The sequence below is a fragment of the Acinetobacter sp. V102_4 genome (genome assembly GCF_031799005.1).
GTDB lineage: Bacteria > Pseudomonadota > Gammaproteobacteria > Pseudomonadales > Moraxellaceae > Acinetobacter > Acinetobacter calcoaceticus.
The window spans coordinates 170567-193652 of record NZ_JAVQNR010000032.1; the positions used below are offsets into that span (position 1 = coordinate 170567).

Annotated in this window: 22 protein-coding genes and 2 pseudogenes; 12 read left to right on the forward strand and 12 right to left on the reverse strand. The window is 38.9% G+C overall.

Annotation, left to right across the window (positions count from 1 at the left end; translation table 11 throughout):
- Positions 1 to 201 precede the first annotated feature (201 nt).
- Positions 202 to 294 (forward strand): annotated as a pseudogene (locus RMB13_RS21810) (hypothetical protein); the annotation flags it as partial.
- Positions 295 to 359: 65 nt separating this feature from the next.
- Here RMB13_RS21810 and RMB13_RS03360 read toward each other — a convergent pair.
- Positions 360 to 1556, reverse strand: a complete 1197-nt coding sequence (locus RMB13_RS03360) for an alpha/beta fold hydrolase (protein WP_311084406.1) — start codon at positions 1554 to 1556, stop codon at positions 360 to 362.
- Positions 1557 to 1798: 242 nt separating this feature from the next.
- Here RMB13_RS03360 and RMB13_RS03365 point away from each other — a divergent pair, with 242 nt between their 5' ends.
- Positions 1799 to 2560 (forward strand): AcfC family putative adhesin, encoded by a 762-nt coding sequence (locus RMB13_RS03365; protein WP_311084407.1) that lies wholly within the window; start codon positions 1799 to 1801, stop codon positions 2558 to 2560.
- A gap of 63 nt (positions 2561 to 2623) precedes the next feature.
- Here RMB13_RS03365 and RMB13_RS03370 read toward each other — a convergent pair whose 3' ends face one another.
- From RMB13_RS03370 to pncB, 5 genes are all read right to left on the reverse strand, one after another.
- Entirely contained in the window at positions 2624 to 3043 is a 420-nt protein-coding gene (locus RMB13_RS03370) for a hypothetical protein (RefSeq protein WP_311084408.1), read from the reverse strand.
- Between the two features lie 129 nt (positions 3044 to 3172).
- Positions 3173 to 4393: an acetamidase/formamidase family protein gene (locus RMB13_RS03375; protein ID WP_311084409.1), complete on the reverse strand. Its 1221-nt coding sequence runs from the start codon at positions 4391 to 4393 to the stop codon at positions 3173 to 3175.
- Positions 4394 to 4821: 428 nt separating this feature from the next.
- Entirely contained in the window at positions 4822 to 5673 is an 852-nt protein-coding gene (asd, locus tag RMB13_RS03380; RefSeq protein ID WP_252611207.1) for an archaetidylserine decarboxylase, read from the reverse strand.
- Positions 5670 to 6518, reverse strand: a complete 849-nt coding sequence (locus tag RMB13_RS03385; RefSeq protein WP_107880422.1) for a sulfurtransferase — start codon at positions 6516 to 6518, stop codon at positions 5670 to 5672. Before RMB13_RS03385 ends, asd begins: the two co-directional genes overlap by 4 nt.
- A 147-nt stretch (positions 6519 to 6665) precedes the next feature.
- Positions 6666 to 7880, reverse strand: coding sequence for a nicotinate phosphoribosyltransferase (gene pncB / locus RMB13_RS03390; protein ID WP_005300500.1), 1215 nt, complete (start codon positions 7878 to 7880; stop codon positions 6666 to 6668).
- 168 nt (positions 7881 to 8048) lie between these two features.
- On the opposite strand from pncB, the gene dtd reads away from it, so the two are divergent.
- Positions 8049 to 8492, forward strand: a complete 444-nt coding sequence (dtd, locus tag RMB13_RS03395; RefSeq protein ID WP_311084410.1) for a D-aminoacyl-tRNA deacylase — start codon at positions 8049 to 8051, stop codon at positions 8490 to 8492.
- Positions 8493 to 8535: 43 nt separating this feature from the next.
- Here dtd and RMB13_RS03400 read toward each other — a convergent pair whose 3' ends face one another.
- From RMB13_RS03400 to serB, 3 genes are all read right to left on the reverse strand, one after another.
- Positions 8536 to 9015 carry a hypothetical protein gene (locus tag RMB13_RS03400; RefSeq protein ID WP_003654185.1) on the reverse strand — a complete coding sequence of 160 codons (480 nt, stop codon included), beginning with the start codon at positions 9013 to 9015 and terminating at the stop codon, positions 8536 to 8538.
- A 251-nt stretch (positions 9016 to 9266) separates the two neighbouring features.
- A complete protein-coding gene (aciT, locus tag RMB13_RS03405; protein WP_002119105.1) occupies positions 9267 to 9602 on the reverse strand; it encodes a ciprofloxacin tolerance protein AciT in 336 nt (111 codons plus the stop codon).
- A 409-nt stretch (positions 9603 to 10011) separates the two neighbouring features.
- The gene (gene serB, locus RMB13_RS03410) at positions 10012 to 11235 is read right to left on the reverse strand and encodes a phosphoserine phosphatase SerB (RefSeq protein WP_005037920.1); all 1224 of its coding nucleotides are present in this window, start codon (positions 11233 to 11235) and stop codon (positions 10012 to 10014) included.
- Positions 11236 to 11294: 59 nt separating this feature from the next.
- Between serB and RMB13_RS03415 the strand changes: the two genes are divergently transcribed.
- The 8 genes from RMB13_RS03415 to glmS all read left to right on the forward strand — a co-directional run bounded on the left by RMB13_RS03415 (position 11295) and on the right by glmS (position 19556).
- Positions 11295 to 12602, forward strand: a complete 1308-nt coding sequence (locus RMB13_RS03415) for a hypothetical protein (RefSeq protein WP_311084411.1) — start codon at positions 11295 to 11297, stop codon at positions 12600 to 12602.
- Between the two features lie 239 nt (positions 12603 to 12841).
- Entirely contained in the window at positions 12842 to 13963 is a 1122-nt protein-coding gene (gene ribBA, locus RMB13_RS03420) for a bifunctional 3,4-dihydroxy-2-butanone-4-phosphate synthase/GTP cyclohydrolase II (protein ID WP_003654193.1), read from the forward strand.
- Between the two features lie 11 nt (positions 13964 to 13974).
- Positions 13975 to 14445 carry a 6,7-dimethyl-8-ribityllumazine synthase gene (ribE, locus tag RMB13_RS03425; protein WP_002119264.1) on the forward strand — a complete coding sequence of 157 codons (471 nt, stop codon included), beginning with the start codon at positions 13975 to 13977 and terminating at the stop codon, positions 14443 to 14445.
- A gap of 3 nt (positions 14446 to 14448) precedes the next feature.
- Positions 14449 to 14898 carry a transcription antitermination factor NusB gene (nusB, locus tag RMB13_RS03430; RefSeq protein WP_005037915.1) on the forward strand — a complete coding sequence of 150 codons (450 nt, stop codon included), beginning with the start codon at positions 14449 to 14451 and terminating at the stop codon, positions 14896 to 14898.
- Between the two features lie 16 nt (positions 14899 to 14914).
- Positions 14915 to 15832, forward strand: coding sequence for a thiamine-phosphate kinase (gene thiL / locus RMB13_RS03435; RefSeq protein WP_311084412.1), 918 nt, complete (start codon positions 14915 to 14917; stop codon positions 15830 to 15832).
- Entirely contained in the window at positions 15810 to 16325 is a 516-nt protein-coding gene (locus RMB13_RS03440; protein ID WP_005044357.1) for a phosphatidylglycerophosphatase A, read from the forward strand. Before thiL ends, RMB13_RS03440 begins: the two co-directional genes overlap by 23 nt.
- A 15-nt stretch (positions 16326 to 16340) precedes the next feature.
- Positions 16341 to 17705 carry a bifunctional UDP-N-acetylglucosamine diphosphorylase/glucosamine-1-phosphate N-acetyltransferase GlmU gene (gene glmU / locus RMB13_RS03445; protein WP_311084413.1) on the forward strand — a complete coding sequence of 455 codons (1365 nt, stop codon included), beginning with the start codon at positions 16341 to 16343 and terminating at the stop codon, positions 17703 to 17705.
- 12 nt (positions 17706 to 17717) lie between these two features.
- The gene (gene glmS / locus RMB13_RS03450) at positions 17718 to 19556 is read left to right on the forward strand and encodes a glutamine--fructose-6-phosphate transaminase (isomerizing) (protein ID WP_311084414.1); all 1839 of its coding nucleotides are present in this window, start codon (positions 17718 to 17720) and stop codon (positions 19554 to 19556) included.
- A 239-nt stretch (positions 19557 to 19795) separates the two neighbouring features.
- Here glmS and RMB13_RS03455 read toward each other — a convergent pair.
- Positions 19796 to 20090 (reverse strand): annotated as a pseudogene (locus RMB13_RS03455) (hypothetical protein).
- An 898-nt stretch (positions 20091 to 20988) separates the two neighbouring features.
- Between RMB13_RS03455 and RMB13_RS03460 the strand changes: the two are divergent.
- Positions 20989 to 21612 carry a LysE family translocator gene (locus tag RMB13_RS03460; protein ID WP_191000952.1) on the forward strand — a complete coding sequence of 208 codons (624 nt, stop codon included), beginning with the start codon at positions 20989 to 20991 and terminating at the stop codon, positions 21610 to 21612.
- Here RMB13_RS03460 and murI read toward each other — a convergent pair.
- Both murI and RMB13_RS03470 read right to left on the reverse strand, forming a co-directional pair.
- The gene (gene murI / locus RMB13_RS03465; RefSeq protein ID WP_311084415.1) at positions 21599 to 22399 is read right to left on the reverse strand and encodes a glutamate racemase; all 801 of its coding nucleotides are present in this window, start codon (positions 22397 to 22399) and stop codon (positions 21599 to 21601) included. The two genes, RMB13_RS03460 and murI, sit on opposite strands and share 14 nt — an antisense overlap.
- A gap of 23 nt (positions 22400 to 22422) precedes the next feature.
- On the reverse strand, positions 22423 to 23061 hold the full coding sequence (locus RMB13_RS03470; RefSeq protein WP_311084416.1) for an HAD family hydrolase: 639 nt from the start codon (positions 23059 to 23061) through the stop codon (positions 22423 to 22425).
- Between the last annotated feature and the right edge of the window lie 25 nt (positions 23062 to 23086).

Below are 23086 nucleotides of genomic sequence, written 5' to 3' on the forward strand. Positions count from 1 at the left end.
ATTTTGGTGGTTCAATAAATCAAACTTGTGAACAGGGAGAACTTAAAAGTATTGATTGGAAGCACCGTACAATACTGTTGCGCAGCAGAGTTTATGAAGGCCGAGAAGATACAGTGTACATTGATAAAATTGATTATATAGATGAGTCACGAGAAGGCTCAGGAGCACGAGGCCCAGCTGTAGCCCCAGACTGGTACAAAGGTGCTGATGGAAAATGGCGCAAAAATGGACGTGAATATGAAGGCTGATTTTAACGCAGTTTTCCCTAAAGAAAGACTGTATAACCTGACCTAAAGTCACCCCTTCAAATATAAAAAGCCGGCTCATGAAAAGTCGGCTTTTTTAGCATTTAAACCAATTTACTTAGAAGTCGAGCAATAGGACTTACTTTGGTTTTTCTCTATTACATTTAAAAAGTTAGTCGCAAAAGTATTGCTCTGGCGTAGTGCATCACGATGATCTCCGCCATCAATCGTTTGATATACCGTTGGTTTTTTTAATTTACATAGCTGTTGATAATAGGCATATGTCCCTCTCGGGTCGACTAAATGATCTTTAGAACCCTGAACAATCATTAACGGTACGGTAGGTACCATATTTTCAATCGACTGTTGTTTTAGATAAGCCAAAAGAGGTTTTAAATCGGCATCAGATCGAAATATGCTAGAAGGAGATTTCTTCAAATCAGATTGAAGTTCAGATAAACAGCGGCTGCGCGCTTGAGTCAGCACCGCGTTCATTTCTGGGCTTACTAAATTTTCAGGAACAATACTTGGCTCTGCTGCTTGTGCTCCTAATAGCACAATCGGGAAGAAAGCAGCTACACTAGGTTCTGGGTTTGGATGACTCTGCACATATTCTGCAATACCTTCATATTGATAGCCACCCGGAGCAAGAGCGATTGCCCCTTTTAAATCTAGTTCGGGCGCATCTTTTTGACCATAGGCAGACACTGCAATTGCCGCAGCCCCGCCTTGGCTATGCCCCATCACCAACCACTGTTTATTAAAGCTCTTGGGTTTAAGCACGTGTAATGCACGTACAGCATCGACCACCGTATGCAATTGGCTCTTTGCATTCATATAGGGATGCGCGCCTAATGTACCTAACCCCTGATAATCAGGTGCGACAACTGCATAGCCACGCGCAAGCCAACTATCTAAAGCTTTGGAAGCAACTTCTTGATATGAATGAACTGGTCCACCCTCATAATCACCCGAAGGTGCACAAGTATCAGCGACTCCTGTCGTACCATGTGCCCAAGCGAGTATAGGCCAGCCATTTTTTGGAGGTGTGCCTTTGGGTAATAAAATAAAAGCCGATGCAACAACAGGTTCGCCCTGAATACCTCGACTACGATAATTTACCAATAAGCGCTGCTCTGCATGAGGAAATAAACTCGTCACAGCTTGCTGTTCTAGCGACAATATTGAACCCGGTTTTTCGCTCACAATTTGCTTACTCAAATCTGTAATTGGGGCAGCCATCGCAGAGCCAGACACCAAACAAGCACTGCTAAATAAAATTTTAAAAAAAGAATTACTTTTTCTAATCAAGGGATTACTCCTCTATTATTTACATTATATCTATTTAAATAATCAATTTATAAAATCTAAATTACCATAAAATTATCTACATTTATATTCAATTTAAACTAACTTACATTTAAACATAATCACTTAAAAGTTAATAAAAATATATTTTAAAGAAACGTATTATAAATATCGTTGCAAAAATTAATCCCATTTAAATAATAAAAAATATATGCTGATATTTTCTTTTTACTATAGCTATGAAAATGACAAAACAATATAAATTTATACAGTACCTGATTTACCTTACTCTCTGTTCTCTACCGATTTATAGCTTTGCAGACGTACAAGTGTATGGTCCTGGTGGACCAGCACCAGCAGTGAAAGAAGCAGCCAAACAATTCACCAATAAAACTGGAATAGCAGTCCATGTAACGTCTGGGCCTACTTCTCAATGGTCTGACCAAGCGAAACTAAATGCTGATGTTATATATAGTGGTTCAGAAGCCATGATGTCTGATTTCGAAAATGCTTTTTCTGAGCTAATTATAAAAGACTCGGTAGAACCTTTGTATTTACGTCCTGCAGCCATTTTAGTGAGAAAAGGAAATCCTAAAAATATTAAAGGTTTTAAAGATCTAGCTAAACCCAACATGAAGGTTTTAGTTACGCATGGTGCAGGTCAAGTTGGTATGTGGGAGGATATTGCGGGTAGAACTGGAAATATTGAATTAACCAAATCTTTCCGAAAAAATATTACCACCTATGCAGCCAACACAGGTATTGCCAAGAAAAACTGGGAAGAAAATAGTAGCTATGATGCTTGGTTAGTTTTTAATATTTGGGGAATTAGTAACCCAGATGTTGGGCAAATTATACCTATAGAGAAAGAACTAGTTGTCTATCGCGATACAGGTGTTGCCTTAACCAAACATAGTTTAAAAGACGCTGAAGCTAAACGTTTTGTAGAGTTCTTATCGTCTCAGCAAGGTAATACTATTTTCAAAAAATATGGTTGGACTAAATAATTTAAAAGGGAGCTAAGCTCCCTTTTAAATTATTAATTCTACTTAACCTAAAATATATTCATTTCAAATTAAATATACTCCAACGGCATATAAACTTCCCAGCATTAGGCAAAAGACTGAACTGACATACCAAAATAAATCACTATTTCCCACAAATTTTGATTTTAGCCATGGAAAAGCAAAACCACGGATAAGAAATATAACTGCGACAAGCGACAAAATAAGTTTGGTAAATGGTAATAAATGTATTCCCTTTGCTGCAAAGAAGGCATATGTAGCACATACAGTTAGAATTAACCCCACAACTATAGCTATAAAATTAGGATACCAATGCCCTCTTTCGACCATCTGAACAATACTTTTCCCGGCCCCTAAAAACCGAAAACCATTTGCCCCCCAGAACACACAAACAAAATGAAGTAATGCAGCACAGAATGTTAATAATGCAGCAATATAAAGTAGAGCGTTCGGAAGTGAGTGCATTAGATTTTATACTAATAAATATATGTGATATTTATTATACTCAATTATAAAATATATAAAACTTATTAATAGTTAAAATGAATTTAACTTGGTATTTAATATTTTAAATACCAAGCTTAGTTCACTTAATTATTTACTCTCAAACTCTTTAAAATCAGCTTTTCTGATTTTTGCATGGATCCCTTTGGTTTTATCTACAACTTGTGAAACTTCAAAATCAGTTGCGGCACTTAAATACGCATAAGCTGTTGCTTCATCAATACCGTATTCTTGATTTAGGAAACGAATGGCTTCACGTGTAGACTTTTTCATCGCTTCATCTAGATCTTCATCAAGTCCCGGTGTAATCCAAAACTCAGCATTTTCAGCTAAAGGTTGTTTTAACTCTTTGCCCGGTATTTTATCTTTACCTGCTTTGAGTAAGGTAAATTTTAGTGTCGCACGTGCTGAAGCTTCGAGTGCAGTTAATGCTACTTCACCATCCCCTTGCGCGAAATGGCTATCACCTGTATAGAATAATGCGCCTTTGACCTGAACAGGATAATAGGCTGTTGAACCTGCACCTAGTTCATTAATATCAATATTTCCACCATACATTGCAGGGGGTACAGAGTGAACAGGCTCAGAAGTATTGGCTGCTACCCCCATAATTCCCATAAAAGGATAAAGCGGGAAACGTATTGATTTACCCGATTCCGTTTTTAAGACACCTTCGTACTCACCTTTAGCATTTTTTTCAATTGGTGTGAAAATTGAGACATTTCCATAACGTTCAGGATGCTCAGCCGATGCATTTTCTTGCTTTGCTTTTTTAGGAAATTCCCCAACTAAAGCACCTTTACCATGTCGATTTGAAATAACACCGTAAGGTACACGCGGCTCAACTTTAAGTACCTCAACTTTCAAAATATCACCGGGCTGTGCGCCTTCAATTGCAACAGGGCCTGTCACAATATGTGGCCCATCTTTATGAAAATCATGCTTTAAATTTGACTGTGTAATTATTTTTGCATCTTCCAAAATTTCATTAGATTTGACACCTTTCGATTGAAAGAACTTTTCAGCATTACGCCCTTGGTCTTCAAGCAAACCCTCATGAGAAACCGTATCAAATGTCACAACACTACCCGACGGAACGGTAAGGACGGGTTTGGCATCCCGATTCGGTAAATAACCCCATGTAATGGTTTTTAAAGTAGATGGAACGTAATAATTACCTTTATATTCGCCACTTTGAAGTTGAGTAGGCTGTTTTGAAATTTGATTTAAAACTTTAAAATCATTGGCATGGCTGAGTGAAATACAAAGTACAGATAAAACCGAAGCTGTCAGGCGTTTAACTTTTAACATGATTTCAGAACCTAAAAAATATGAAAATTACTGTAAGGTCCTGAATAATTAGCAAGCATTGTGCCAAGGCTAAAGGCTGTGCAATATCTAAAAAGCGCTTCATATTTATAAAATTAAATAATTTTTTTAGATTTAATAACTTATCTGCAAGTAAAATTAAAATTACGACTTAAGTCTAACTTAAATATTTCTTTCTTTTTTTATTTATTAATTTTCAATCATATTAATATTTTTGCTCTCTTTAGACACATATTTATAGGCTAGTTAATATAACGTCCTATTTCAGATCACTTAATAATAATTACATTTCCATATAATATAAATCCAGACATAGTTATATATTTTGCTTTTATATAATTTAAATCAAAAAATAAACCCTGAATAATTAAACTCAGGGTTTACTTGTTTTATAGGGATTATATCGCTTACTAAACTGTATGTCCCATGCGCTCGCCCATTACAACCACAGACTCAGCTTTAAAACGTTGTTCCCATTCGATCTTATCTTTTTCAAATAAAATAACTGCGGTAGAACCTAAATAAAAACGTCCAAGCTCGGCACCTTTTTCTAGCTTTAACTGATGATGCTGTAATTCGATACGACCTGAAGGTTTCACTTTACCTGTCGCCACAGTTTCAATACCAGCAACAATCATTGCCCCCACTAAAACAACAGCCATACGGCCAAGTTCAGTATCAAACAAACACACCATGCGTTCATTACGGGCAAATAGTCCCGGTACATTTTCAGCAGTCACCTGATTTACCGAAAATAGCTCACCCGGTACATACAACGTTTCAGTTAATGTACCTGCAAACGGCATATGTACACGGTGGTAATCGCGTGGAGATAGATAGACTGTCGCGAACTCGCCTTCTTGAAACGGCTGAGCAAGTTGTGGGTCGCCAATGAGTTTCTCTACAGAGAAGCTTTGGCCTTTTGCTTGAAATACTTCACCCGCAGTAATTTTACCAATCTGAGAAATAGCACCATCAGCAGGCGACACGATGCTATCTGTATTTTCGTCAACGAGACGCACGCCATCTTTTAAAGCACGAGTAAAAAAGTCATTAAAAGATTTATATTTTAGTGCATTGCCTTGTTCAGCAATCGATAAATCAATCCCATATTTGGTTTTAAATGCATGAATAACAGCAGTTTTCACAACTGGATTTTCACTCGCAGCAACTTTACCTACCACACGGCTCAATTGATGCTGTGGTACAAGATTTTGTGCCTTAATAAATAATTCTTTTTTTAATCGAGATGTGAAACTCACGACGGTGATTCTCCAGTAATAATAGGACTATCGAGGCGATTGCCCCATTCACTCCACGCACCATCATAGGCTTTTGCTTCCCAGCCCAAGAGTCTAGCCAAAATATAGGCTAAACCGGAACGGTGATGTGACTGGCAGTACACAACTACGGGTTGCTGTAAATCAAACCCTAATTGTTCAAGGCGCTGCCGCGTGCGTTCAAGCGGATGCAATTTTAGATGATTTTGACGATTAAGTGCAGTACTCCATTCAAAATGGAGGGCATTTGGAATGTGACCGCCGCGTCGCGCTGCTAAACGGATCCCACTATATTCATCACTTGTCCGGCAATCCCACAATTGAACATTTTCTTGTTCAACTTGTTTGCGTAGCTCTTCATAGTTCACACGGAACTGAGCGGCATGCGATAAATCAATCTGAATTAAGTCTGCAACAGGAGAAACTTCTTCGACTTCTGCTGTAGTTGGTAACCCTGCTCCTAACCATGCATGGATACCGCCATTAATTAAACTGGTACGTGTGAATCCTAAGCAATGCAAATTCCAGATTAAACGTCCAGCCCATGCTCCGCCTTCATCGTCATAGACCACAACATGATGATTAGGTGAAATATTCAATTTCTCAATCAGTGCTTGTAAACCTGCTTCATCTGGCAAAATACCAGTGGCTTCTTCGTGTTGAGACACTAACCATTTAGGTTGTAAGTGAATAGCATGCGGAATATGAAGTTGCTCATAAACAGAAGCACGGCTCAAATCTACAATACGAATATATTCATTGCCTAAATAAGGCACTAATTCTTCTGCTTCTATTAATAAATCGAGTTTAAAATCCGGGAGTGTCATCGTCATGGTTTCTTTTTATACCAGCTTAATTTCATATTAGCATAAGCTTATATCTAACAAACTCTGATTTTCTGCAACTCTTTAGCAGAAAATCAGATATCAGCATTCTTACTTTTAAAAATACAAAATAGTGAGACTACTTTTTACTTAAACCACTTCTTCAAGTTCTTCAATTTCAAAAACCTGACGTAAATAAGCCAAGAAAGTATCATTATCAGTCATGGTTTTACCGGGGCTATCTGAAATTTTCGCAACTGACTGACCATTACATTCGACTAGTTTCAACACAATATTGAGCGGCTTTTGTCCCATATCATTAGTCAAATTAGTTCCAATACCAAAACTGACCTGAAAACGGTCTTTAAAGTATTGATGCAATTCCCATGCTTTTGGCAAATTAAGGCCATCACTAAAAGTCAGCATTTTGGTTTTGGTATCAATTTTTAATTTACGGTAGTGCGCATAAGCCTTATCACCCCATTCATATGGGTCACCACTATCATGGCGTAAGCCATCAAATAGTTTCGCGAAGTACAGATCAAAATCTCTTAGGAAAGCGTCCATGCCCACCACATCGGTTAGGGCAATTCCTAAATCTCCACGGTACTCTTGTACCCACGTCTCTAAAGCAGCTTTTTGAAAGTCACGCAGTCGTACATCAAGTGCCTGAAAAGCTTGTAGGAATTCATGGGCCATGGTCCCAATTGGCGTAATGTTTAACTCTTTTGCAAGCAGGACATTACTTGTACCACGGAACACATTTGGTACTGTTTTATGAAAGGCTGCCACCACATGTTTTTGCCATACGAAGCTATAACGGCGACGTGTACCAAAATCAGAAACTAAGAATGGCGGGTCATTCGGTTTTTGTGTTTTTTCATATTCTTGAATCAATTCAAGCTTGGCCTTTAAACGGCGCTCGCCTTCAGCCCATACTTCATCAGTTTTGATACGGCTAAAATAAAGTTCATTTACAATTGCCAATACAAAAATTTCAAACATCATGGCTTGGACCATCGGACCTTCAATATGAATATCCAAACGACCTTCCGCATCGATGCTAGCTCGAATAAAGCGTCGCTTCAGTTGAAACAGTTCTAAATAATCGACAAAGTCACTTTTGATAAAGCGTAATTTACGTAAATATTGAAGTTCGTCTTCTTTATATTTAAGACTACACAAATAGTCGAGTTGCTCGTTTAAATCATCCAAAATATCTACTAGTGGATAGACAGTATCTTCTAAATTTCTACAGCGGAAATGGTAGACACTATGGGTTTGCGGGAATTTATGCAAAACCACTTGTAACATCGTAAATTTGTACAAGTCTGTATCTAGTAAAGAATGGATAATTGGAGACATAGTCAATGATTATTCGCTTGCTTCTTAGCATTAAAGCATATTTTTATAAATCAATTGCGAGCTTTTAGACCATTGTTGCAATTCCATGAAATTTCCTTTTAAAAATCATTTAATTTAAATTCTGCTAAACTAAACCAATTCAATTAATTGCAGAAATTTGCTTTAACTATGCGCGCTTTAATACAACGAGTTCTTGAAGCCAAAGTGGTGGTTGACGGTGAGACTACTGGTGAAATCCAACACGGACTACTGGTTTTTTTAGGCATTGGCCGTGATGACACTTTAGCGATTGGCCAAAAGCTTATTGATAAGATTTTGAAATATCGTATCTTTGATGACGAACAGGGCAAAATGGGCTGGAATGTCTCTCAAGCAAATGGTGGAATCCTGCTTGTTTCACAATTTACTCTGATGGCTCAAACCCCAAAAGGTTTACGTCCAGATTTTGGTCCAGCCATGCCGCCAGCAGATGCCAAAGCGTTATATGAACAGCTGGTTGAATATACACATTCACAATTTGAAAAAGTTCAAACCGGCATTTTTGCAGCCGATATGAAAGTTCATTTAATTAATGATGGTCCAGTTACATTTAACTTGGAAGTCGAAGCGTAGATATAAAAAAACTCCCGAACGGGAGTTTTTTTATATCTGGCGATTAACGACCAGTTTTCTCTTTAATAAAAGCACGTGCCTGACGTACTTTATCTTTAACTGGTTTTGGCAATTTAGGTGGAATGAGTCTAGCCACTTGGTTAAACCAAACCAATAGGCTGAAGTCACCTTCCATCTTAATACTGCCGTTTTGCATACCTGTCATAAATGCTGTTGGGTCACCTTTAATCAAAGTTTTTACACCCTGTTCGCTATCTGCAAACTGCAAGATAAAATCAGCTTTTTCAGGTGCGCCTGCAACAGTGTCAATCTGTCCATTATTAATAATGATCTGACGTGCAACACCTAAATCCGTACCGATCTGAATACGGAATGCGCGGTCATGAATCAATTCAATAAACTTAGGGCTAGTACGTGCCAATTGCTTCATACGCAGCACTAAACCTGCTACCAATAAATCTAACGGGTCTGTACTGACATCAACGAGAGGTAATTTGACTACAGGTATAGAAGAAAGTTTCATGAACATTCACGCCTATTGTATTTTTATGAAAACTTTAGAGCAAAACTCAGTAAGGACATACCATTGCCTGTGTTTTGTGCATTAACTGATAATTTTTAGCTGGCAACGCAATCTAGATGAAACGTCAACAGACCCACGTATCGTAGCATAACTGGCTATTTTTTAATAAATGCTTTGTATAATAAAAATCACGTTTCGTAAATAAAAAAGGCATGCTGTGCATACCTCTTTACCGTTAGATAACAATTTAATTATCGGCTAGAACATTGCTGCTGATCATCTTCATATACTGGCGTGTGTTCTATATATTGGCGATTTGCCAAAGCCTTTTGTGCCTGTTTATCCTCACGTAACAAAATAAATGTAACCATTACCATCGCTAGACTTAGTGCAGTTAAATAACTATATGTGACTGGCATTTCAAAAGTGACTTGAACTCCAAAACGGACCACTTCCAATAGCCCCCAAAAGAACATCCCTGCAAGCATAAAACCAAGCCAACGACGGTAAGGAGAAAAGAAAACAGCAACAAGCGCGACAGCGATCAAGCTGAATCCGGCGATAGCGGCAAAATTCGCTGTTACCATAGAAACCTCCGTCTTAATGAAAACGTCTAAAAAGATTCGGTCTTAAAAACCCGACCTCATTCCAAAAACAACTTTAATTCATAATTTGTGTTGAAGCTTAGGATGCATTATGGATGTTTTTTTTTAGAAAAAAAGACCCGTTATTTCTTAATGCGACACACTTTGTCGCAACATTCTTTTGTCATTACATTTTTGTAAAATTCAAAAAGTTCGATTCCCTATATGGCATCAATTCTGGCGTGTCATTACAAAAAAATATGCTGTTTTTAAGGACCAAAATAAGTTTTTTTCAGATTTTTTTATTGCCTTTTTTCTGTGCACGATTTGAGCATAACATGCTTGTTTTTATGACGATTCTGCATAAAAAAAGCGCTACTCTGAAGTAGCGCTTAAAGCTTAGCCTTATAGGTTAAGCACGGTTTAAATCTTTGTCATGCATGCCCAGCAAATACAGCACACCATCCAAGCCAACACTTGAAATAGCCTGATTTGCATTTTGACGAACTAAAGGTTTAGCACGGTAAGCAACACCTAGGCCCGCAATCGCAAGCATAGGTAGATCGTTTGCACCATCTCCTACCGCCATGGCTTGCTCTAAAGAAATGCCCATTTTATTCGCAAGTTCGCGTAATAGCTCAGCTTTACGTGCGCCATCAACAATTGCGCCTTTCACTTCACCTGTTACGAAACCGTCTTGCACATCCAAAATATTGGCATGAACTTCATCAATACCAAGTTTACCTTGTAGATATTCAGCAAAATATTGGAATCCGCCAGATAAAATTGCTGTTTTGTAGCCAAGCGCCTTCAATGTTGAAATGAGGCGTTCTGCACCTTCAGTAATAGTTAAACGCTCTGCAATTTTAGGTAAAACAGCAGCATCCAGTCCTTTTAATAATGCAACACGAGCACGGAAGCTTTGCTGGAAATCAAGTTCGCCTTGCATCGCTCTTTCAGTGATTTCAGCAACTTGTGCACCTACCCCTGCTTCAATCGCCAACTCATCAATAACTTCTTGTTCAATTAATGTTGAGTCCATATCAAAACAAACTAAACGACGGTTACGTCGATAAGCGTTGTCTTCTTGAACAGCAACATCAATGTTTAATTCGCTTGAAAGACGTAAACATGCTGCACGCATGGCTTGTGCATCTAAAGTTGGACCACTACTTAAACCAAACTGTACACATGCACGACGTGGAAATGCGCTATCCTTTTCAAAGTCGACACGGCCTGATAATCGGGTAACAGTTTCAATGTTAAAGCCTTGGCTAGACACAATTTGTGTAACTGCTTGTAAGTGGGCAGCAGTGAGTTCAGGTGCCAAAGCCGTGACGATATAACGAGTACGACCGCCTTCACCTACCCATTGATCGTATTCTGCGCCTGTGATTGGTTTAAAGCGCACTGTTAAGCCAATATCATGTGCTAAAATCAGAATTTCTTTCATTGCCAATGCGGTCGCAGTTTCATTATCTGACGCGACTACAATGCCCAATGTGAGTTGATTATGAATAACAGCCTGACCTACATCCAGTATTTGCAATGAATGTACGGATAGTACTTGCATTAATCGGGTAAACTGGTTTGGTTGGTCTGGTCCTAAAAAGGATATAAGAATGATTTCTCGCATGAATTGACTCTAGTCTGAGTGACAACTATTGTAAGAATCATAATCGAATTTCAATATAATTGCCTTGGAAGTTTAACTTGATTGCGCCTAGACAAGGGCTATTTGCTAGCCTACTGATCGTTAGTTTTGCATTGCATACCTTTTTATTGGTGATTGCAACGACACACCAGCTCAATGAAAACCGTGCGAGTCAAGGTCAGCTCATGACCAGTCAGCTCGTTGCAGACAGCTTATCTGAGCTTGAACCGGCAAATACGGTATCTTTAGCTCTGATTGCCAATCGCTATGCGACCAATCCAAGCGTTGCGTCTATTCGCATTCTTGACGCCAACAAACAAGTGTTGGCAACGAGCGGAATTTCGAAAACTCGCCAAGGTGAGATTTTTGCTCGCGATGCGCTGCAAAATGAAAAGAAAGTGGGTTCTATCGAGATTACGCTTATTCAGCCAAGTATTGGGGAAATTCTCCGCACTCAATGGCTGGCAATCTTAGCGTCTCTGTTTTTGCATGTTTTATTATGGCTTGCCTATCGCGCCATTGCTCGTCCAACCCGTAGCGAATATTTGGCACGTATTAATGAAGAGAACCGCTTAAAACATGAAATTCAGCAGTTAACTCAGGCATTGGCTTTAGAAAAACAAAATACAGTAACGTTAGTTGCTCAAGCCCAACAACAAGCGAAAGGTAAACCAGCGGCTCGTCCACAACCAGAGAAAACAGCAGATTCAGCTGACCAACATATGTTGGCACTCAATATTCAATTTTATGACCCTAAACAGTTATTAAGCAGTGTCAACCAATCGGTATCTGTTCCGTACTTTAAACTCTGTCAGCTCTTTTTAAACAAGAGTATTGAGTTATGCGTTAAGCATTACCAGTTAAAGTTAGCGGACATTGAAGTCGTAAATGAGTTTAATGCTGACGGCGCTACACTTGCGATTTCAACCTCGCATGCTCACGCTGTAGAGTGTCTGCTTATGGTTGGAACCGTATTCCAATTACTCTCTGACGTTTTATATAAACGTTACCGTGAAGATAAACGCTTTGCTTTGCAAACGCGTAGTGCAACGTGTAATGCCGTAGAAGCTATGCAAATTGATGCGAAAGAAGCTGCTCAACGTTTAGCACAGCATCTTCATGCCAAAGAATCTGCTTTATATCTTGAGAATGATCAACTCAAAGCAATTCAAGACAGCTATCAACTTGTTGCAATGCCAAACCCAAGCAATGTCATGACTCGCCATGCTTTTATGATCAATGGCATGAATGCAGAGTGTGCTGAACTTGCTCAAAATATCCGGACTGAAATTTTGATGGGGAAAAAATCAATCCCACAAAATGATAGTCCAAGCAGTGCAGCTTCATAAAAAGTAAGTGTGCACATCAGAACCTAGCCTTTTGGCTAGGTTTTTTTATTTAAATTCATCGTTTTTATTTTAAATTATTCCATTTTCTTATGATTTATTTGTATAAATAAAGCTGGATCTATTCTATCTCGTTGCAAATTTGGATAAATCAGAATCATAGGCAAAATTCTCTAAACAGCGTAAACTATGCAAAATTTATTAAATAGAAATTGTCTTACGACAAAAAAAGGTGAAAGCGAATGCCGCTGAGTCGTGTTGAAGATCTTGTCGCCGATATTCGTGCAGGCAAAATGGTTATCTTGATGGATGACGAAGATCGCGAAAATGAAGGTGATCTTGTCATTGCAGCAACGCATGTTCGTCCTGAAGATATTAACTTCATGATTACCCATGCACGTGGTCTAGTTTGCCTAACGTTAAGCCGTGAGCGCTGTAAGCAGTTAAACCTTCCCTTGATGGTTGACCAAAACGGTGCTCAGCATAGTACAAACTTTACCTTATCAATCGAAGCCGCTGAAGGTATTACAACTGGTATTTCAGCAGCAGAGCGTGCACATACAATTCAAGCTGCTGTCGCAGCGCATGCAAAGCCAAGTGATATTGTACAACCGGGCCATATTTTCCCGTTAATGGCACAACCAGGCGGTGTTCTACATCGTGCAGGTCATACCGAAGCGGGCTGTGATTTAACACGCTTAGCAGGTCTTGAACCAGCTTCTGTCATTTGTGAAATCATCAATGAAGATGGCACAATGGCACGCCGTGCAGATTTAGAAATTTTTGCCGAGAAGCATGGCTTAAAAATTGGTACAATTGCGGACTTGATTCACTACCGCATGACCAATGAGCAAACGGTTGAACGTCTGGATCAAAAAACCATTCAAACAGAATATGGTTCATTTGAACTCTATCGTTATCGTGAGATTGGTAACCCAGACATCCATTTGGCTTTAGTCAAAGGCGAGCCAAAAGAAGGTGTTACAACAGTACGTGTACATGGTTTCAGTCCAATTCGCGATTTGCTTAAGCTAAATAAAGCTGACGGTGAACCTGCGTGGAATCTAGACCGTGCACTACAGACAATTGCAGCGAGTGATCGCGGTGTTTTAGTCTGGATCGGGCAAGATCATTTGCAAGACTTGGGACCAGCGTTGGATGATTTAAATAAGCCAAAACCGGTGAAATCCAATGCAGCACTTTCACATCAATATCAAACCATTGGTGTAGGCGCTCAAATTTTGCGTGACTTAGGTGTTGAAAAAATGAAGCTTCTTAGCTCACCATTACGTTTCAATGCTTTATCTGGCTTTAATTTAGAAGTAGTGGAATATGTCACTGCTGATCAAATCACAACGAAATAATCGAGGTTGCTATGGCAATTCGCCGTATTGAAGGTTTATTACATCTCGCAAGCGAAGGTCGTTATGCGATTTTAGTGGGTCGTTTCAACAGTTTTGTTGTTGAACACTTATTGGATGGTGCAATCGACACATTAAAACGTCATGGTGTAAATGAAGATAACATTACTGTTATTCATGCTCCTGGCGCATGGGAACTCCCGATTGTTGCTAAAAAATTAGCTACATCAAACCAGTTTGATGCAATCATCGCACTTGGCGCAGTTATTCGTGGTAGCACACCACACTTTGACTTCGTTGCTGGTGAATGTGCAAAAGGTTTAGGTGTAGTGGCGTTAGAAAGCAGCTTGCCTGTCATCAATGGTGTATTAACTACTGATAGCATCGAGCAAGCCATCGAACGTTCAGGTACAAAAGCAGGTAATAAAGGTAGCGAAGCTGCTTTAACTGCAATTGAAATGGTTAATTTATTAAAGGCAATTTAAAGCATGTCTCAAACACTGCAAGCCGCTTATGCAGCAAAACGCAAAGCACGTCGTTTTGCTGTACAAGGTATTTATGAGTGGCAAATGAGTCACAATCCTGTACATGAAATTGAAGCACGTACTCGTGCTGAAAATGCCATGCACAAGGTAGACTTAAATTACTATCACGAACTGTTAACGCAAGTGATTGCACAGCGCGAAGATCTTGATGCATTGTTAATTCCGGTACTTGACCGTGAACTTAGTGCACTTGATGGTGTAGAGCTCGCAACCTTACGTTTAGGTGCTTACGAGTTACGTGATCATTTAGAAGTACCTTATCGTGTAGTTCTTGATGAAGCCATTGAACTCGCCAAACACTTTGGTGGAGCAGATAGCCATAAATACATTAATGGCGTTTTAGATCGTTTAAGTTCAACACTACGTAGTGCTGAAAAACAACAAGCAAACTAATAGGTTTGAAGTTGATATGGCTGAGTTTTCTATTATTGACCAATACTTTAACAGACAATCTTACACAGATGTCACCTTAGGTATTGGAGACGACTCAGCCTTAATCACCCCTCCCCAAAATCAACAATTGGTGATCTGTGCAGATACACTAGTTGCTGGTCGTCACTTCCCTCTTGATACCTCTCCCCATGCAATTGGCTGGAAAAGTGTGGCTGTCAATCTTTCAGATATTGCTGCCATGGGTGCTAAACCTCATAGTATTTTACTTGCGTTAAGCTTACCTACCATTGACCATGAATGGCTTGAAGGATTCAGTCAGGGAATCTATGACTGCTGTAATCAATTTGGTGTTGCTCTCATTGGTGGAGATACGACCCAAGGTCCACATCTCACCATTACCGTCACGGCCATGGGCTGGATTGAAACTGGACAAGCTGTGTTACGTTCAGGCGCAAAAGTCGGTGACTATGTTTGTGTGAGTGGTCAAGTTGGAGATGCAGCTTATGGTTTACAACACCTAGGTCATCCCTTACAACAACGACTAGACTACCCAACACCACGTTGTCAGCTAGGACAACAGTTGAAGGGTCTTGCTTCTAGCATGATTGATATTTCTGATGGATTAGCCCAAGATTTAGGCCATATTTTAAAAGCCTCAAAGGTCGGTGCTCGATTACTTTTAGAAAAGTTACCGATTGATTCAACGCTAGAAAAACTACCAGAACAGCAGCGCTGGCAATATGCGCTAGCTGGTGGTGATGACTACGAATTATGTTTTACAATAGCACCGCAAAATTATGAAAAACTTTTGCAAAAACAACTAGACATTAAGATTACAATGATCGGACAGATCGTTGAGCAAACACAACTAACTTTTGAGCACTTGGGTTCAGATTACCCATTGCAAATTCATGGATACCAACACTTTGCATAAGCCGCCGATTCATTTTAAAGACATGTCTTGGTTCAACCGCTGCATCGTTTTCTGTGGAGTTGGTTTCGGATCTGGTCTCGCACCTAAAGCCCCTGGTACTTTTGGCTCTGCTTTTGCCTTACTCTTCGTTCCGATCTGGTTATCGCTTGGATTTAACTTAAGCTTAATCGCGATGATTATCATGTCCTTGGTCGGGATTTATATTTGTGGTCAAACAGCAAAAGTTATAAACGTACACGATGATGGTCGAATTGTGTGGGATGAATTTGCAGGGCAATCTATTACCTTTCTTCCTCTCATTTACTTACAACAAATGAACTGGATGTGGGTGATCGTCGGCTTCATATTATTTCGAATTTTCGATGTTTGGAAACCTTGGCCTATCCGTGTTATTGATCGTCAAGTGCATGGTGGTTTTGGTATTATGCTTGACGATATTATTGCCGGTGTATGGGCTGCTCTTTGTACACTAATTATTATCCATTTGACTTAATCATTAGAGTTATACATGTCAACTACCGTCATTATTCTTGCTGCTGGCAAAGGAACGCGTATGCGTTCTCAGCTTCCTAAAGTACTACAACCTTTAGCAGGTCGCCCACTATTAGGGCATGTCATTCAAACAGCAAAACAATTACAAGCTAAAAATATTATTACGATTTATGGTCATAGTGGCGACCGCGTACAACAAACATTTGCCCAAGAAAATATTCAGTGGGTTGAACAAGCTGAACAACTTGGTACAGGTCATGCCGTACAAATGACTTTACCCGTACTCCCTAAAGAGGGTGTTTCACTGATTTTATCAGGCGATGTACCATGCATTAATGCAAATACGCTACAAAAATTATTAGATGCATCGACTCAGACAGGAATTGGCTTAGTTACGCTCACTGTAGATGATGCAACAGGTTATGGCCGTATTGTGCGCCAAGATGGCAAAATTCAAGCCATTGTTGAACATAAAGATGCAAATGAAGCACAACGCCAAATTAAAGAATTTAATACAGGCATTTACTGTGTTAGCAATGCAAAACTCCATGAATGGTTGCCTAAACTTTCAAATGAAAATGCACAGGGCGAATATTACTTAACCGACATCGTTGCAATGGCAATTGCAGATGGTTTAGAAGTTGCCTCTGTTGAACCAGAGCTTGCTTTTGAAGTTGAAGGTGTAAATGACCGCTTACAACTTGCAGCTTTAGAACGCCAGTTCCAGCAAGAACAAGTCAAAAAGCTCATGCAGCAAGGCGTAATGTTCTTTGATCCTGCACGTTTTGATTTACGTGGCTCTGTAAAAGTTGGACAAGACGTTCGTATTGACATCAATGTTATTATTGAAGGTGAATGTGAGCTTGGTGATTTTGTAGAAATCGGCGCTGGCTGTATTTTAAAGAACACCAAAATTGCAGCAGGCACTAAAGTTCAAGCCTATAGCGTTTTTGATGGCGCAGTTGTAGGCGAAAATGCTCAAATTGGACCATTTGCACGCTTACGCCCAGGGGCTAAATTGGCAAATGAAGTGCATATCGGCAACTTTGTTGAAGTTAAAAACACATCGATTGGGCTAGGTAGTAAAGCTAACCATTTCACATACTTAGGTGATGCAGAAATCGGTGCGGAATCAAATATTGGGGCAGGTACAATTACTTGCAATTATGACGGTGCAAATAAACACAAAACCACTATTGGCGATGCCGTTTTTATCGGTTCTAATAGCTCGCTGGTTGCTCCGGTGACCATTGGGAATGGCGCAACAGTTGGTGCGGGTTCTGTGATTACGAAAGATGTAGCCGAACAAAGTCTCTCCTTTGAACGTGCGCAACAAATTTCAAAAGCAAATTATCAACGTCCCCAAAAGGTTAAAAAATAAGAGGATTGAAGTATGTGTGGTATCGTCGGAGGCGTTGCAGAGCGTTGTGTAACCGAGATTTTAATTGAAGGTTTAAAACGTCTTGAATACCGTGGTTATGATTCTGCGGGTGTTGCTTTACTAAATAATCAACAAATTTTACGTGAGCGCCGTGTAGGTAAAGTCATCAATCTTGCAGATGCAGTTGCTGAACACCAACTTACAGGGGCTATCGGCATTGCGCATACTCGTTGGGCAACACACGGTAAACCAACTGAAAATAATGCTCACCCGCATATGTCTGGTAAGGTTGCTGTTGTACATAACGGTATCATTGAAAACTATCAAGAACTAAAAGATGACCTTCAAGCTTTAGGTTATGTTTTTACTTCTCAAACAGATACTGAAGTTGTTGCACACTTAGTTGCTGAAGCTCTAAAAAGTACAGATAGCCTTTTAGACGCTGTTGAAACTGTTGTACCACAGCTTAAGGGTGCTTACGCTTTAGGTATTATCCATAGCGATTATCCAGATGAACTGATTACTGTACGTGAAGGTTCTCCTTTAGTCATTGGCGTAGGTATTGGTGAAAACTTTATTAGTTCAGACCAACTTGCACTTTTACCGGTGACGAACCGCTTTATGTACCTAGAAGAAGGTGATATTGCCCGTCTTACACGTACTTCAATTGAAGTATTTGCAAATGGCGAGCGCGTTGAACGTCCAGTGCGAGAGCTTGATGCAACCGTAAGCAGTGCATCAAAAGGTGAATACAAGCACTACATGCTCAAAGAAATTTATGAGCAACCAGAAGCAATCAAGCAAACGATTTCTCAAGCACTTGATGGCAATAGCTTACGTGATGATTTCTTGAAAAATGCTGAAGCAGATTTCAATAAAATTCAAAGCGTACAAATCATCGCTTGTGGTACAAGTTACCACTCAGGAATGATTGCGAAATATTGGTTTGAACAACTCATTGGTGTGCCTTGCCAAGTTGAAATCGCGAGTGAATTCCGCTATCGCACACCTGTAATTGTTGAAAATACGCTTTATATTTGTATTTCACAGTCAGGTGAAACAGCCGATACATTAGCGGCGCTACGCGAAACTCAAAAACGTGCGAAAGCCAACAATATCGATATTCAGACTTTGACTATCTGTAACGTTGCCACGTCTTCAATGGTTCGTGAAACTGATCATCACTTATTGACTCTTGCTGGTCCTGAAATTGGTGTTGCATCAACTAAAGCGTTCACGACTCAGCTCGCTGCTCTTATGTTGTTGATCCTTAAAATTGGACAAGTTAAACAACGTATTAGCCCTGCTATTCTTGAAGAAATTACACGTGAGTTATGGCACAGCCCGAAAGTTATTCTTGATACCCTCAAAAATGACCCAGAAATTTTGCGTTTGTCTGAATTATTCGTTGAAAAAAATCACTGCTTATTCTTAGGCCGTGGTACGAATTATCCAATCGCATTGGAAGGCGCATTAAAGCTTAAAGAAATTTCATATATTCATGCAGAAGGCTATGCAGCTGGTGAGTTAAAACACGGCCCGTTAGCACTCGTTGATAATGAAATGCCAATCGTGATTCTTGCGCCAAATGATGAAATGCTTGATAAGCTCAAATCAAATATGGAAGAAGTTCAAGCACGTGGTGGTGAATTATTTGTTTTCGCTGATGAAAATAGCGGAATCAATGAAAAAGACCGTCAGCACGTTGTACAAATTCCAGCGGTAAACGAATGGTTAGCTCCAATTATTTATAGCGTGCCAGTACAGTTATTGTCTTATCACGTTGCTGTATTACGTGGTACAGATGTTGACCAGCCACGTAACTTGGCGAAGTCAGTAACTGTAGAGTAATTCAAAAGAGATCATTATTAAGGCATCACCTGCTTTAATAACTGATTGATTAAGCCCGATATGTGTAAGTGCATATCGGGCTTTTTTATTGCGTTCATAACGCCTCACAGCCCCTTTCCCGTGAAAGAAAATCGAGTTTAATAATAGAGAAGTCCCCTAGGACCCTGTGTCACAACGGACTTTTTACTTTTGCGCTGATTTAAAGTTTGAGAGATCATTGCGACACAGAGATAAAGGAGCTAAGCGAACTTAGCCCATTTCAGTTTTGTCGCAGCGTCGAATGATGCCGAACAAGTTAGGGGCAAAGTCCTGTGGGAGATCAGGACTTTGCAAACTGGTGTGTTTTAAACGTTGTACGGTTTGAGATGAATACACTTGCTCAAGCTGTTGGCAAATACAATTGCAACTGGCCTGCATGCGTTCACCTGAAGAACAAATTCTTTTAAATTCCTGCTGAGCATTGGCATCATCATTTGTAATGCCGTAAGCACCGACCACAAGATTTAAAACTAATATAAATTTATGAAGTTTCATATTATTCTCATGATTATTTATATCTTTAAATAAAATAAAAATATGATTCGTCTAAATATTAAAATATTTTTTAAATAATAATTAACCCTCCCACAAACATAGGAAAATAAAATAATTAAAATTTTAAAATAAAAATAATTTATAAATTTAAAAAATCAGGTCGCAAAAAAACCAAATTTTAAATAAATAAAATAATTAAATAAGAGAGAAAATGAGTTTGAATAGTGGCATAGCCAACTCCTTAAAAATGGAGTCCTACCACCAGATCACCGCGAATTAATTTATGGTGGTAGAACGAAAGAGGGTTGACAGACTGGTGCCCATAGAGACCAGCACGCACGGGGCGTCCCCCTTCCGTCCTACCGCAAAGAAAGGGGACGCAAGGGTCTAACGACTTATAGTAGAACTATAATCCGCTATGGGGACTTACGGTCTGTCAAAACCGTCTGGCAATGTAGGCCAGCAACGAGATAATAATCGGTGATTTTAATTACGTCAATTTATTTTAATAAAAAATTATAAATATAATAATTTTATTAATATTTAAATAATATTATCCTCTTTATTATATTCATGGCTTTTAATTAAATTTAAAATATAAACTTGAGTTATATATATTTAGTTAATAAAATATATTGATCGTTAAATCTAAATTAATAATTAATATAAATACGTCCAAGATGAGAAAAGTTAAGTATAAAAAATATCTTAATCTAGGTGCTCTGAGCTTAGAGTTTTGTGATTGAGATTTTTTGACAGTGACTCTAAAAGTTAGATCAAGTTATTTTGAGTTTTTATAGCCATAAATCTGATTATAAAATTGAAATACTTATAAATTTCATATACTTTAAATTGTTTAAAATTCACTCAAAAATAGTAACAATAAGATAGGTAAAACATGATTTCTTTAGAGCTTTTCATTACATTTTTAATTACTACAATTATTTTTGCTTATATTCCGGGTCCGGCAATGCTTTATACGGCTGCGCAGACGCTTTCTCGCGGCAGAAAATCTGGTTTGATGGCAGCATTTGGAATTTTCTTAGGAGGTTGTTTTCATATCATTGCAGCCTCTTTAGGCTTAACGACCATCTTTCAAATTATTCCAAAACTCTATGATATTATTAAGATTTTAGGTGCTTTGTATTTAGTTTGGTTAGGCATTAAATTAATTAGATCTACCTCGTCCCCTACTGTTCAGCAAAATGTTGAAAATGGTCAGTTATCTTTGAAGCAGAGCATTCTGGTCGAAGTTTTAAACCCTAAAACCGCTATTTTTTATATCGCATTTTTACCCCAATTTATTAATACCTCATTAGATTTTCCAGTTTGGTCTCAATTCATCATTCTGGGGCTTATAGTGAATCTAATCTTTGTTTCTGCTGATGTGGTTTGTGTGTTTTTAGCCAATTACATTAGCCAAAAATTAACTAAATCGAAGAAGCCCCAAAAATCTATGTCAGTTATGGGTGGACTCATTTTTATGGGGCTAGGCGTTTTTCTTGGCTTTAAAAACCAGTAGTTTCTACGGGTAAATGCGTACCTAACAAAGAAAAAGTAACGCCCGCAACTTCCAACGGGTCTGAACTGGTCCAAATAATATGATTTCCTTCATTTGGACTTTCAGAACTTAAATGATATTGATTGAGCTGCCGAATTAATTGCGCTGTTACAGCTTCCGAAGGCTCAATGATTTGAATATCACGGCCTACAATTTCCTGAATCGTGTCTGAGACAAATGGATAGTGTGTGCATCCTAAAATAATCGTATCGACTTTTTGCTCGACCAACGGCGCTAAAATATTTTTTAAATAATCCTTAACTTCCGCGGTATGCGCTTTGCCCGTTTCAATTTTTTCGGCCAAACCAATACACGGTACTAAAGAGACTTTAATATCTTGCGCATATGTTTCAATTAAACTTTTTAAGTTTTTACCCCTAACCGTAGTGGCAGTTGCCAAAACCGCAATATGCTTGCTCATGGTCATTGCCACAGCTGGTTTTACCGCTGGTTCTATGGCAATGAGTGGCACACTAATTTGTGCTCTAATCGTTTCAATCGCTACAGCCGTCATGGTGTTACAAGCAACAACGATCGCTTTGCATTTACCCTGTGCAACGAGATTTGAAATTAAATGCGTAGTTCGTGAAACAATCCAGTCGCTTTCTCTGTCTCCATACGGGACATATTTCGAGTCAGCGAAATAGATAATATCTTCATTCGGAAGGGCCTGCCGAATATGCTTAAAGAGAGACAACCCACCTAAACCAGAATCAATCATTCCAATCGGGTTGTTATTGTTATTCATGGTTTGTCCTGCATTTCATATATTTAGAAAAATTCTTTCATGGTTGCCAAGTCATTGAGCACGACTTTGGGCTGAATGGTTTTTAATTTTTCGGCCGATGTATAACCCCAACCGACGGCAGCAAAATCAATACCTGCTTTATGTGCAGCTTCGCCATCAGTGGTTTGGTCGCCGACATAAATTGCTTGGTTTTTACTTACATCTAAAATGTTGAGAACATGCTTAATCCGCTTCGCTTTGCCAAATATAGACGAGCCACCATCAATATGGCTAAAAAGCTCACAGAGTTCTTTACCCATTACATTTTGACAATTTTCTTTAGAGTTTGAAGTGATAATTGCGAGCGTATATCCCCGATTATGTAGTTCAATTAAGTGGTCCCGCATACCTTCAAACAGATGAATTTCTTCATCTCTTTCTTTCATTAACCGAATAAAATCTTTCGCAATCCAAGGTAATTTCCATTTGGAGACTTTCATCTCTTTCATAATTTCTTTTGGTGAAAGATGTTTGTACTGCTCTACTTCATGTAGCTCTACAGATTTAAACTTATACTTTGCGGAAAGTTGATTTAAAACGCTTAGAAAAAAATGAAAGGAGTCGACTAAGGTGCCATCTAAATCAAAAATAATCGCTTGATATTCTTTTAGGTTTTTTTCCATTTCTAGTTTCGAAAATATATTTTTT

What these genes read in the sequence shown, in the direction of transcription:
- RMB13_RS03365 (WP_311084407.1), top strand. Translation starts at nt 1,799, where the DNA reads ATGACAAAACAATATAAATTTATACAGTACCTGATTTACCTTACTCTC.
- serB (WP_005037920.1), bottom strand. Translation starts at nt 11,235, where the DNA reads ATGCGAGAAATCATTCTTATATCCTTTTTAGGACCAGACCAACCAAAC.
- dtd (WP_311084410.1), top strand. Translation starts at nt 8,049, where the DNA reads ATGCGCGCTTTAATACAACGAGTTCTTGAAGCCAAAGTGGTGGTTGAC.
- pncB (WP_005300500.1), bottom strand. Translation starts at nt 7,880, where the DNA reads ATGTCTCCAATTATCCATTCTTTACTAGATACAGACTTGTACAAATTT.
- murI (WP_311084415.1), bottom strand. Translation starts at nt 22,399, where the DNA reads ATGAATAACAATAACAACCCGATTGGAATGATTGATTCTGGTTTAGGT.
- nusB (WP_005037915.1), top strand. Translation starts at nt 14,449, where the DNA reads ATGTCTCAAACACTGCAAGCCGCTTATGCAGCAAAACGCAAAGCACGT.
- thiL (WP_311084412.1), top strand. Translation starts at nt 14,915, where the DNA reads ATGGCTGAGTTTTCTATTATTGACCAATACTTTAACAGACAATCTTAC.
- aciT (WP_002119105.1), bottom strand. Translation starts at nt 9,602, where the DNA reads ATGGTAACAGCGAATTTTGCCGCTATCGCCGGATTCAGCTTGATCGCT.
- RMB13_RS03370 (WP_311084408.1), bottom strand. Translation starts at nt 3,043, where the DNA reads ATGCACTCACTTCCGAACGCTCTACTTTATATTGCTGCATTATTAACA.
- ribE (WP_002119264.1), top strand. Translation starts at nt 13,975, where the DNA reads ATGGCAATTCGCCGTATTGAAGGTTTATTACATCTCGCAAGCGAAGGT.
- RMB13_RS03470 (WP_311084416.1), bottom strand. Translation starts at nt 23,061, where the DNA reads ATGGAAAAAAACCTAAAAGAATATCAAGCGATTATTTTTGATTTAGAT.
- RMB13_RS03400 (WP_003654185.1), bottom strand. Translation starts at nt 9,015, where the DNA reads ATGAAACTTTCTTCTATACCTGTAGTCAAATTACCTCTCGTTGATGTC.
- RMB13_RS03460 (WP_191000952.1), top strand. Translation starts at nt 20,989, where the DNA reads ATGATTTCTTTAGAGCTTTTCATTACATTTTTAATTACTACAATTATT.
- glmS (WP_311084414.1), top strand. Translation starts at nt 17,718, where the DNA reads ATGTGTGGTATCGTCGGAGGCGTTGCAGAGCGTTGTGTAACCGAGATT.
- glmU (WP_311084413.1), top strand. Translation starts at nt 16,341, where the DNA reads ATGTCAACTACCGTCATTATTCTTGCTGCTGGCAAAGGAACGCGTATG.
- RMB13_RS03440 (WP_005044357.1), top strand. Translation starts at nt 15,810, where the DNA reads ATGGATACCAACACTTTGCATAAGCCGCCGATTCATTTTAAAGACATG.
- ribBA (WP_003654193.1), top strand. Translation starts at nt 12,842, where the DNA reads ATGCCGCTGAGTCGTGTTGAAGATCTTGTCGCCGATATTCGTGCAGGC.
- RMB13_RS03385 (WP_107880422.1), bottom strand. Translation starts at nt 6,518, where the DNA reads ATGACACTCCCGGATTTTAAACTCGATTTATTAATAGAAGCAGAAGAA.
- RMB13_RS03375 (WP_311084409.1), bottom strand. Translation starts at nt 4,393, where the DNA reads ATGTTAAAAGTTAAACGCCTGACAGCTTCGGTTTTATCTGTACTTTGT.